Annotated in this window: 10 protein-coding genes; 6 read left to right on the forward strand and 4 right to left on the reverse strand. The window is 34.7% G+C overall.

Annotation, left to right across the window (positions count from 1 at the left end; translation table 11 throughout):
* Positions 1 to 3 precede the first annotated feature (3 nt).
* Positions 4 to 1,443, forward strand: a complete 1,440-nt coding sequence (locus NO995_RS05150) for a flotillin family protein (protein WP_258226549.1) — start codon at positions 4 to 6, stop codon at positions 1,441 to 1,443.
* A gap of 47 nt (positions 1,444 to 1,490) precedes the next feature.
* Here the strand turns inward: NO995_RS05150 and NO995_RS05155 are convergent, their stop codons facing one another.
* Entirely contained in the window at positions 1,491 to 2,996 is a 1,506-nt protein-coding gene (locus tag NO995_RS05155; RefSeq protein WP_258226550.1) for a PLP-dependent aminotransferase family protein, read from the reverse strand.
* A gap of 65 nt (positions 2,997 to 3,061) precedes the next feature.
* Between NO995_RS05155 and NO995_RS05160 the strand changes: the two genes are divergently transcribed.
* The 5 genes from NO995_RS05160 to NO995_RS05180 all read left to right on the forward strand — a co-directional run bounded on the left by NO995_RS05160 (position 3,062) and on the right by NO995_RS05180 (position 8,543).
* Positions 3,062 to 4,879: a TonB-dependent siderophore receptor gene (locus NO995_RS05160; protein ID WP_258226551.1), complete on the forward strand. Its 1,818-nt coding sequence runs from the start codon at positions 3,062 to 3,064 to the stop codon at positions 4,877 to 4,879.
* Positions 4,880 to 4,885: 6 nt separating this feature from the next.
* Positions 4,886 to 5,980, forward strand: a complete 1,095-nt coding sequence (bioB, locus tag NO995_RS05165; protein ID WP_258226552.1) for a biotin synthase BioB — start codon at positions 4,886 to 4,888, stop codon at positions 5,978 to 5,980.
* Positions 5,981 to 6,066: 86 nt separating this feature from the next.
* A complete protein-coding gene (locus tag NO995_RS05170) occupies positions 6,067 to 7,038 on the forward strand; it encodes an alpha/beta fold hydrolase (protein WP_258226553.1) in 972 nt (323 codons plus the stop codon).
* 85 nt (positions 7,039 to 7,123) lie between these two features.
* A complete protein-coding gene (locus NO995_RS05175; protein WP_240572277.1) occupies positions 7,124 to 7,984 on the forward strand; it encodes a cupin-like domain-containing protein in 861 nt (286 codons plus the stop codon).
* A gap of 64 nt (positions 7,985 to 8,048) precedes the next feature.
* Positions 8,049 to 8,543: a porin family protein gene (locus tag NO995_RS05180; protein WP_258226554.1), complete on the forward strand. Its 495-nt coding sequence runs from the start codon at positions 8,049 to 8,051 to the stop codon at positions 8,541 to 8,543.
* 54 nt (positions 8,544 to 8,597) lie between these two features.
* Here the strand turns inward: NO995_RS05180 and NO995_RS05185 are convergent, their stop codons facing one another.
* The 3 genes from NO995_RS05185 to NO995_RS05195 are packed head-to-tail and all read right to left on the reverse strand — an operon-like array spanning position 8,598 to position 12,195.
* Complete coding sequence (locus NO995_RS05185; protein WP_258226555.1) at positions 8,598 to 9,074, reverse strand: regulatory protein RecX; 477 nt, start codon at positions 9,072 to 9,074, stop codon at positions 8,598 to 8,600.
* Positions 9,075 to 9,115: 41 nt separating this feature from the next.
* A complete protein-coding gene (recO, locus tag NO995_RS05190) occupies positions 9,116 to 9,835 on the reverse strand; it encodes a DNA repair protein RecO (protein ID WP_258226556.1) in 720 nt (239 codons plus the stop codon).
* Positions 9,835 to 12,195, reverse strand: a complete 2,361-nt coding sequence (locus tag NO995_RS05195) for an ABC transporter substrate-binding protein (RefSeq protein WP_258226557.1) — start codon at positions 12,193 to 12,195, stop codon at positions 9,835 to 9,837. The genes recO and NO995_RS05195 overlap by 1 nt, the downstream gene beginning before the upstream one ends.
* Positions 12,196 to 12,234 lie beyond the last annotated feature (39 nt).

The raw sequence follows: 12,234 nt of genomic DNA on the forward strand, positions 1-12,234 counted from the left end.
TTAATGCTAACACTTATTACTCAGGACGCCTTTAGTTTTGGGCTTCCTATGGCTGTTATTGCAGCCATCATGTTCATTTTTGTATTTTTTATTGTACTTATTCGCCGTTATAAACGCTGTCCTTCCGATCGCATTTTAGTGGTTTATGGTAAAGTAGCTGGCGGACAATCGGCAAAATGTATTCACGGGGGTGCTGCCTTTATTTTTCCGGTTATTCAGGATTACGAATTTCTGGATTTAACACCTATTTCTATTGAAGTCAATCTGGTTAACGCCCTGTCAAAACAAAACATCCGTGTTAATGTTCCTTCACGTTTCACCATTGGTGTATCTACCGAACCTGGTATTATGCAAAATGCTGCCGAGCGTTTATTAGGTTTATCAATGAACGATGTACAAGAGTTAGCTAAAGAAATTATTTTCGGTCAGTTGCGTTTAGTAGTCGCTTCTATGGACATTGAGGAAATCAATTCCGACAGAGATAAATTCTTAACCAATATTTCACAAAGTGTCGAGTCTGAGCTTAAAAAGGTAGGTTTAAAACTTATTAACGTTAACATTACAGATATTGTTGACGAGTCGGGTTATATTGAAGCTTTAGGTAAAGAAGCTGCTGCACACGCTATAAACGCGGCTCGTAAATCGGTTGCCGAGAAAAACAGAGACGGTTCTATTGGTGAGGCAAATGCAGTACAAGACGAAAGAACTCAAGTTGCTGCCGCCAATGCTCAAGCTGTTGAAGGTGAGAATACCGCAAAAATCGCGGTAGCTAATTCCGATTCGTTACGTCGTCAACGTGAAGCAGAAGCAGAACGTGTAGCTATTGCATCAGAAAAAGTACAAAGTGCAAAAGCATTAGAGGAAGCTTATGCTGCTGAAAAAGAAGCCGAAACTGCCAGAGCAGAACGTGAGCGTTCATCACAAATGGCCGATATTATCGTTCCTGCCGAAATCGACAAAAAGAAAGTAGAGATTGATGCCGAAGCTGACGCAGAACGTATTAGAAGACGCGCTAAAGGGGAAGCCGATGCGATTTTATTTAAAGCACAAGCCGAAGCACAAGGTATTTACGAGGTCTTAACCAAACAAGCAGCCGGTCTTGATGAAATTGTAAAAGCTGCCGGAAACAGTTCAAGAGATGCTGTGTTATTATTGATTGCAGACAAACTTCCTGAGCTGGTTAAATTACAATCTGAAGCCATTAAAAATATCAAGATTGATAAAGTTACCGTTTGGGATAATGGAAGTACTAAAGATGGCAAATCATCTACTGCAAATTTCCTTTCTGGCATGTATAAATCGGTGCCACCATTACAAGACATGTTTAATATGGCCGGTATGCAATTACCTGAGTATTTAAAAGGAAAAGATATTGAAGTTAAATCGGAATCAACGATAACAGATAGTACTGATATCGAGGAATCTCCAACAGATAAAGAGTAATAATACTCTCTTTCATAAAAGCCTCATTATTAAATTAATGAGGCTTTTTATTTTAATACCACTTGACTGTATGCTCTATAAAGTTTCTCTACTACCACCTCAATCTCTTCTTCATTTAACTGTCCAAATCCCAAACGAATAGCACAGGTATTTTTATCCTGATATAAAATGGTTTTTGGAATGAACAAATCATGCTTTTCAGATGCTTCAGCAAGCTTTACTAAAGAAATTTTTGGTTCAAATTGCAACCACAATGCCAAACCTCCTGAAGGAATTTCAAAACTAACGTTATCACCAAAATGATTTTTTAATAATTCGCATAAAACATCACGCCGTTGCTTGTAAACAATAATATTCTTTTTTATTAGCCGAGAAATTTCGCCTTCATGAATTAATTCTGCCAACATTTGTTCCTGAATTAAATCACCTTGTTTATCGAGTAATTGCAAATAGTTTTTGGCTTCTGAAATTAAATTATCAGGTGCCACTACAAACCCTGTTTGAAAACTTGGAAATAGAGATTGCCCCAACTTACCAAGATAGATAACCATACCATTAGCATCGGCACTCGCCATGGGTAGCATGGCCGAGCCTTCGTATTGAAAATCATAATCGTAATCATCTTCAATAATCGCAAAACCATATTGTTTAGCCAATTCCAATAATTTTAAGCGTCGCTCGGCACTAAGCGTCCTTGTAGTTGGATAATCACGTTGTGCACAAACATAAACACACCGAATAGTCCCTTTTACAAAATGCGTTTTAATATAATCTACATCCAGTCCGTCCTCATCAACAGGAATCGTTTTAATAATCGCACCAACTTCCTGAAAAATCATATTAGATTCGTAATTACTCAACTGCCCCACCAATACCACATCCTTAGGTTTTATAAGCAGCTGCGAAACGATATATAAACTCATTTCGGTACTTCGGGTATTCACAATATTTCCCGGATTAATGTGAAATCCGCGTGTTGCGTTCAAATAATTACAGAGCTGATTTTCGAAAATGGAATGTATCTGCTCTCCTGCTCTATTCCATTTTGGTATTAACGATTTCCGTTTCATGGCCGCACTATACCACTTTGAAAACTGATGAACTGGATGTAATCTTAAATCGGGTTTTCCATCGCTAATACTGTATTTGGCATTCGTAATTTGAGTAGTAGGCGCTAAATGTAATGCCGTTTGAAAAGGAAAACCTGTAGTTTTTGAATACGTATATGCCTGATCAATTTGTTGTGTTGGTGCGGTTATCTTAGCAGTATGCTGTTCCGGTACTAAAACAAAAGTACCTTTATTTGGTTGAATTTCTACCCAACCTTGTGAAGCCAACTCATCATAAATAGCAACAGCCGTATTTCTATGCACTTTTAACAACTGACTTAATACACGTGTTCCAGGTAATAGTGTGCCTTTTAATACATAGCCTCGTTGAATTAAATTAATAATCTGCTCGGCAACCTGCATATATACGGGCTTCGGTAATACTTTATCAAAAGTGATAAGTTTTTCAAAAAGACTTTCAACCGGACTATTTACTGTTTTCAAACTGGACTACTTTAATAGTCCGCTAAGTTACGACTTTTGCACTGTTTTTAAATTTAAACTTAATCATGAAAAACAAACTGACTCTCATTTCATTTATAATGCTTTTTAGCTTATTCGCTAAAGCACAAAATGAACCTGTTAAAATAGATTCGCTACAGGAAGTTACCATTACCTCAACACGTATCGATTTACCTTTTAAAGAAAACTCAAGAACCATAAATATTATATCTTCTGAAGATATTAAAAATAGCGCGGCTACTAACGTGGCAGACTTACTTCAACAAGTAGCTGGAATCGACATCAGAAAACGAGGAACGGGAGGTAGCCAAGCCGATTTATACATTCGTGGTGGTAGTTTTGATCAAACCCTTTTACTTATCGACGGTATAAAAATGGACGATGCACAAACCGGACATCACACCATGAACGCCGCTTTACCAATTGAAGTTATTGAACGTATTGAAATTATAAAAGGACCGGCTGCCAGAGCTTTTGGTCAAAACGCTTTTGCCGGAGCGATAAACATTGTAACTAAAAACCAACTAAAAAATAGTGTTTCGGCTAATATAGAAACAGGCTCTTTCAATCAGTTAAACGGATCGGTGACTGTGGGGTCTGACTTAGAAAACTCCTCACATATTGCACATATGGGGAAATTATCCTCTGACGGTTACAGAACCAATTCAGATTACGATAATTCAAACTATTTCTTAAAAAGTGTATTCAATAAAAATACGCTTCCAATAGAAATGCTTGCAACTTTCTTTGAAAGAAAATTTGGTGCAGAAAACTTCTATACCTCAAACGCAACATTTCACGAATACGAAGAAACTCAAAACAGTTTAATTGGCTTATCCACAGCATTTCAAACCAATAATCTAAAAATTAAACCGAGATTGTATTGGAAACGCAATCAGGATATGTTTTTGCTAAGACGTAATGAACCAAGTTTTTACAGAAATTTACACATTAGTAATAAAGTAGGTGCTGAAATCAATACGTCTTACACCTCAAATTTAGGGGTTACCGGATTGGGTGTTGATGTATCACAAATTTACATGACTAGTAACACCTTAGGGGATCGTGACAGATTGATGGCTACAGCATTTTTAGAACATCGCTTTAAAATTGAAAATTTAGATATTACACCGGGTGTGGCTGTAACTTACTTTTCAGATTTTAAATTTCATGCGTTCCCTGGTGTAGATTTAGGATATAAAATCTCTGAAACCTTTAGAGCTTACGGTAATGTAGGTTATACTTACCGTGTACCAACCTACACCGATTTATATTACAGCGACCCTTCTTCTATTGGAAATGAAGATTTACAACCTGAAGAAGCACTTTCTGGTGAAATTGGAGGTAAATTTTTCTCTTCAAGATTCAATGCCTCGTTTGCATTATTTTATAAAGACGCCGAAAACTTAATTGATTATGTAAAAGCTAATACAGACGATCCTTTTATGGCACAAAACATTAGAGATTCTAAAACTAAAGGATTTGAAGTTAATACCTCTTACAATTTCACAGTTAACAACTTAAAGCAAAATTTATCGGTTGGATATACCTTTATGGAAGACAAAATTGAAGACATCAACCTTGATTTCTCAAAATATTCCATCAATTCTCTTAAGCACCATTTTACATCACGATTAAGTACTCGCATTACAAAAAACATCAACTTTAATGTGATTTATAAATACGCTGAACGTACCCAAGGATTAAGCTATAATGTATTAGATGCATCGGCGATTTTTAATTTCAACCAAGTTGAATTAAGCATTACAGCAAACAATATTTTCGATGCCGATTACATCGAGACCGGTATTGTACCAATGCCTCCAAGTAATGTATTATTTGGTTTACGTTACAACTTTAAATAAATAATTATGGCGGCGGCAAGTCACAACTGGACACAAAAAGAGATTTTAGCAATCTACAACAAACCATTGATGGAGCTACTTTACGAAGCAGCTACTGTACATCGGTTGCACCACAATCCGAATACCGTTCAGGTAAGCACTTTACTTTCTGTCAAAACAGGGGGTTGCCCTGAAGATTGTGGGTATTGTCCGCAAGCCGCACGCTATCACACCAAAATAGAAGGCAACGATTTAATGTCCGTTACGCAGGTAAAGGCTCAGGCTTTACGTGCCAAAGCGTCTGGTAGCTCCCGTGTTTGTATGGGAGCCGCTTGGCGTAATGTTAAAGACGGTGCAGAATTCGATCAGGTTTTAGAAATGGTGCGCACCATTAACAAACTGGATATGGAGGTCTGCTGTACTTTAGGCATGCTTACCGAAAATCAGGCGAAGCGATTAGCTGAAGCTGGGTTGTATGCTTATAATCACAATTTAGATTCTTCTGAAGATTATTATAAAGAAGTAATTTCTACGCGAGGCTTCGAAGATCGCCTAAAAACAATTAATAATGTTAGAAAAACCAATGTTACCGTTTGTAGCGGTGGCATTATAGGCATGGGAGAAACCGAAGACGATCGCGCAGGTATGTTAGTGGCTTTATCCACTTTAAATCCGCAACCAGAATCGGTACCTATCAATGCTTTGGTAGCTGTTAAAGGCACACCATTAGAAGACCAGAAACCGGTTTCTATCTGGGAAATGGTACGCATGGTTGCCACAACACGTATTGTTATGCCTGAAACACAAGTACGCTTAAGTGCTGGTCGAACACAAATGTCACAAGAAGGACAAGCCCTATGTTTCTTTGCTGGAGCGAATTCCATTTTTGCTGGCGACAAACTATTGACCACACCCAATCCGGATGTTAATGAAGATATGGAATTGTTCAAATTACTTGGTTTAACCACGCAAAAACCATTTATAAAAAAGATGCAACCAGAAACCGTTGAAGCTGAAGATTCGCAATTTCAGGACTTAGGCGAAAAACCCAAATGGAGTAGACCAGAGCATACCATTGAACGAAATGAATCAGCAAAAGAAAAAGCTAAATCTTTAAAATAACAGATTAAACACAATTAACATATAAAGCCCTCTCTTGTTATAGAGAAGGCTTTTTTATTTCTTTATATTTATGCCAAACAAATATCATGAATTATCCATCTATACTTTTTAGCATCGTCTTTCTATTCCTATTTAATTCTATATTAAATGGCCAAACAGACCCCGATATTTTCAGCAAATTCGAATCAAAATTTCATGAAATTAATGGCTATAAAATAAATGTTGAAGTTAAAGGAGAAGGACAACCCATTTTCTTTCTTCCCGGCGGACCGGGTAATTCTCATGATTACATGCAAGCTAACTTTGGACAATATTACAAAAGCCATAAAGTAGTATTCTTCGATTTCTTAGGCAGAGGAAAAAGTGACGATGCCAAAGATCTTTCGGAATATTCTGTCGAAAATGATGTAGACCTAATTGAACAACTAAGAAAACTATTAAATTTTGATAGAATTTCGATTGTAGGACACTCCTACGGAACAGTTCCAGCGCAAGCATATAGTATAAAATATCCCAATAATGTTGACAAATTATTGCTTATAAGTGGATTTCATGGAGGAGAGATGTGGCAAGCTAATTGCGATAGCTACAACCACTACACAAAAACACACTTTCCTGAAAAATGGAAACAAGTAGATTCTTTAAGAGCATTGGGGTATGTTTCTAGTCAGGAGCCCTTAAAATCACTTTACGCCAGCTTTCCTACAAAATATATTTATTATCACAACACAAATATTGAAGGCAATCACCCTAATGAACCTTACAGACGTTGGTCTAGCGATGTTTATGAAACTATTATTGGACGAGATGGGGATTTTTACGTTAGTGGAAGTATGATTAATCAGGACTATCGCCAAGAGTTAAAAAATGTAAAGGCTAAAACTATGATTATTGCAGGTCGATACGATGGAGTTTCAACTCCAGAATTCAATATCCAATATAAAACATTTATGCCTCAGGCTCAATTTGAAATGTTTGAAAATAGTGGTCATAATCCATATTTAGAAGAACCTGAAAAATTTTACAAATTATTTGATACCTTTTTTGAAGTGAAATAATAATTAAAAAGGAATTTAATCGATAAACTCTAATTCCAAATTCCATAACCTTTTCTTAACTTTGGCTCACTAAATTTTTTTCACCTTGTCGTTAAACTTACAAGACATTCCTCGGGTAAAAACGATTACTAAAGAGGACTTTATAAAGCATTATTTTTTACCACAAAAACCTGTGGTCATTGAACGTTTTATAGAAGACTGGCCTGCTTACAGCAAATGGAGTTTAGATTACATGAAGGAACTTGGTGGCGATATTACCATTCCGTTGTATGACGACAGACCTGTAGATTATAAAGAAGGGTTTAACGAGCCTCATGCCAGAATGAAACTTGGCGACTATATAGATTTGCTAAAACGCGAACCAACGAAATTCCGCATATTTTTATGGAATGCCATTAAGGAAATTCCTCAATTACAAGACGATTTTACCTTTCCTGACTTTGGTTTACGATTAATGAAAGGGATTCCAATGTTATTTTTTGGAGGACGTGATTCGTACACTTTTATGCATTACGATATTGACCTGGCAAACATTTTTCACTTTCATTTTGAAGGTAAAAAACAGATTATACTATTCGACCAGAAACAAAATCAATATTTATACAAAATACCATATTCATTAATTACCCGAGAAGATATTGACTTTAATAATCCGGATTTTAAAAAATGGCCCATGCTAAAAAAAGCAAAAGGGTTTCAAACGGAATTAAATCATGGTGAAGTTTTATATATGCCTGAAGGTTACTGGCACTATATGCGATATATAACACCTGGTTTTTCAATGAGCTTGCGTGCTATAGCAAGAAACCCAAAAAACTTCAGCAAAGCCGTTTCTAACCTAGTTTTTATGCGTAGCTTCGACAATGTCATGCGCCGCATTGGTGGCCAGAAATGGATTGACTGGAAAAATAACCGGGCAATTGTTAAAACTCACAAAGCACTGTAAATAAATACGTCGTTTTATAAAAGTTATAATATATTTGTTTACCAAAAAAATCTAAAATCAAATTATGAAAAAATTAATTTTATTAACTGTTGCCGTTCTTAGCTTCACATTTGCTAACGCTCAAGCTTACAATGGTGTTAACGATAATAAATTTCAGGTTGGTGTTAACCTACAAGATAATGCAACAAGCATTAACCTTACTTACGATTATGGTCTTGGAGATAATATCTCAATTGGTTTATCATCGGCTTATGCATTAGGGGTAAATGAAGATATCGACGCTGATTTTGGTGATCGTTTTGACCTTAAAGGACGTTTTAATGCAAACTTAGGAAACGTTATTAACATTGATGAAAACTTCGATTTATACCCTGGTCTAAACTTAAGCCTTAAAAATTTTGGTGGTCATTTAGGAGCTCGATATTTCTTTACTGAAGGTTTCGGAGTTTACACTGAATTAAACACTCCATTAGCAAAGTACAAAACTGAAGATTTAACCCCTGCTGAAAAGTTACACAACCAGTTTACTGTTAGTTTTGGTATGTCTTTTAGCTTATAGTTAAAAAAACTTAATATAGTTTATAAAAAAGGTTAAGCAAGTGCTTAACCTTTTTTATTTTATTAATTCGTTGGCCTTGTCGTAAACCAGATAGGATTCCCAACCACGGTATAAAAAGTAATCGGCAAACTTCTTTTTCTTTTTATATACATTATTTTCTTTAATGCTCTCGGCCTTCTTCTCTGCTATAGTATTAAATAATTCCAAATAGTCTTCATCATCAATGTCATTAAGAGCTTCCTGAATATTTATTTTACTAATATCCTTTTTCTTCAATTCAAATGAAATTCGATTCTTACCCCAATGCTTTATTTTAAATTTTCCGCTGGCAAACTGTTTAGCATATCTAGATTCATTTAAAAAATTATGCTGAAGTAAATGCACAACAATAACATCTATTGCCTCAGGTATCATATGCATTTGCATAAGCTTTTGAACCACTTCCTGATGACAACGCTCTTGGTAAGCACAGTAATGCTCTAGCTTACTAATAGCTTCCTGAACCGTATATGTTTTTTTAGATTGTTGCATTTAGGCACTAAAATAATAATTCTACTATTGTTGAAATATCCTTAACTAAAGACTTGATTAAGTATTTCTAGGGATTTAGGTTTTCTGAAACTTTCTAAATGTAATTCGTAGTACTGTAAAAGCATATTCAAAAACGACTGGCGTTGTTTACCTGTGATTTTTACAGAAGATAAATCGTTAAAAGACATGCCTAAAAGTTCTTTTAAGAGTTTTAAATTATCACCTGAAACCGACGACTTTCCATATTCCTTTAAATCAAACATACCATCAGCCAAATTAAAATATGGAAAATCGATAGTTGAAGTATCAGGATAAAATCCTAAGTATTTTGTAAGATTCAATAGAAATAACAAATGAAAATTTGAAAAATCGGACTGTTCGTCCAACCACAAAAGGGCTGTTTCCAAGTAACTATATAATGTTTCATTCTGCTCTTCTTCGCGTAAAGCAGAATATAATACCTCAGCCAGAAACATGACTATAGAACTCTTTAAGATATGCGTGTGTAAACTAGAGTAAACATGAATAGGCTTAGATTCTTTTACAATTTGCAAAGAGCGATTCTCTGCGTAATTTATTATCAATTGCAATTGCGATAATAACTGAAAATAAGCCACTTTATTTACAGATTTTTTACTCTTTAATACACCTTTAAGTAAAAAGCCTACAACACCTAATTCCTGTGTGTAACAGGTAACAATTAAATCGTTATCCTTATATTTTAGTTTAGAAAGAACAATGGCATTTGTGGTAACAAGCATTATCGAACTACCATTATTTTTAGAACTTTCGTTTCATAGGTATCTAAATCGGAAAGCATCACTAAATAAACTCCAGAAGCTACAACATTATTCGCTAAATTTTTACCATTCCAATAAGCCGTACCTCCATCTATTTCCAAATTATAACCACTATAACGCTGATTAACTCTCGATTGCCCCTCGGCCACTAGATTTCCTTCTATATCTGTTATCTTGATATTAACATTCTCTGAAATGTCTTTAATTTTAACTTTCTTTTCTACAATATCAAAACCGGGTCTAACAGGATTGGGATAAGCATAAGCATTTTCCAAAGTTTCAAGAACACCAGAACTTCCAGATTGAAAAGATACCAATCCACGTGTTGTAGCTATATATACAATACCGTTAACATCATCTATCGAAATATCTCGAATGCTGTTAGATGGTAACGGAGAATTGTCTGTCGTAAAATGATAAATCGTTTTCTGGCCGTCGGATGAAAAATAAAAAATTCCAGAATCACTAGTTCCAATCCATTTATTATTCGAACCATCCACTTTTATATCTGTAATAAACTGTTGATACAACAATTCTTTAGCAATACCATCTTCTTCAATGATAATTTCATCAACCTGAATATTGTCATTTTCAAAAAAATTTGAAGTATTATATAATACACGCAACCCTCTAAATGTTCCTATCCAAAGTTGATTTCTTTTATCTAATGCTATGGCTGAAGCAAAAGTAACTGGCATATTTTCTTCTTCCTTATATATTCCTTTAACCAAAGGATTTCCTCCATTTTCATTAAAAGCTATTACACCATATGAATAACCTGCAGTCATCCACTTTGTTCCATTATTATCAACGATAATATCTTTAAATCCATTATTAGAAAACGCATCTGGAATAATTTTATTCAAAGTATATGATGTCCATTTATTATTACTAATATTAAAAGATTTAAGTTGATTGTCTACTATACCTGAGGTTGTCCATAAAACTCCTTGATTATCGAAACTAATTGCTCCTACCCTAACATCAATATAGTTTGGATTATTAGACAACACTAACGACTCTAAACCACTGTTAGTTTCGTTATATAAAAAAGTGGGAGTCTCTTCGTTTATTTCTAGCAACCCATTGAAAAAAGAACTAATGAACACCTGACTATCTTTAAAAGGATTAACAGCTATATAATTTAAAGATTTAGCTTCTAATACATCGCTATAAGATGTATTTATCCATTCTTCTCGAATTAAATGACTAATACCCCTCCTATGTGGTCCTCCATTAGTATAAGGGTTATAAAATAAATCATATTCTCCATAAACAACCCACACACCATTAGGTGTTGCCTGTAAGGAAAAAGGGATATTTAAAAGTGGGCCTTGCGGATGTACTTCCTCAAAAGCAACTGGGTTTAATAATTCTGTCTTTAAAACTCCAAAATTTTTGGTTCCAATGTATACATAGCTATCCCCAATTGTCGCTGACGTAAACTCAGTTGGAAAATTATTTGTATCTACTACCGCTTGAGACAAAAGATTAAAGGTCGAATCATAAAAAAAAACTTGATTTTTAGTTGTAACTATCATATTTTCATTCACTTTTCGCAAATCCAATGGCTGATCTTGATATAATGATAATTCAGTTAAAATACCATTTTCTACTCTAAAAAGTCTTTTATCTGACCTTACTGCATATAAATCATCTGTTTGAGACTCTATTCCTGTAAAATTCCCTGTCGTTACTGTTTCCCAATTACTAAAATCAATTAGATTTGTGTTAGTTGTCAATGCTCTTCTTATTCCATTGCTTCCAGAACAAGCAGCATATATATAATCCTGATAAATTGTGGTTTGATTTACTTGAATCTGAGAACCTCCATCACCAATAAAATAAGTGTCTCCGAATTCTAATCGTGCTAAATCGAACACTGAAATTCCATAATTAGTTGAAATGTATACTAAATTATTATAAGCGCTAAAATGATTAATTCTTTTACTTGTTGGCGGAATTGTTGGCTTATCAATAATATCTACTACGGTTAAAACATTCTCACTATTATCAAAAACAATTTCCATCAAGCCATTTTCATACCCAACAACTAAAAGTTCGTAAACATCACTGTAATAAATCGTTGAAATAGTTTCTCCAGACAAACCATTAACCGTTGTAATTTCTTCTAATTGATTAGTTTCTGTATCTAAACTAAAAATCGCATTTTCTGAAGCCGCATAAACTTTATTGTTCCCTTGAGCGACTTCCTTAATGTTATAATATGAAAAATGACCTTGCCAAGATGCGGAAAAATCTTGAGCGAAGTGACAAACAGGAATTATGAAAAATATAAATAGGACTAACTTTTTGAACATATAAACCTTTTAATTGGTCAAATATATTTATTACTAACG

The sequence above is a fragment of the Aestuariibaculum sp. M13 genome, assembly GCF_024723255.1.
GTDB classification, from domain to species: Bacteria; Bacteroidota; Bacteroidia; order Flavobacteriales; family Flavobacteriaceae; genus Aestuariibaculum; species Aestuariibaculum lutulentum.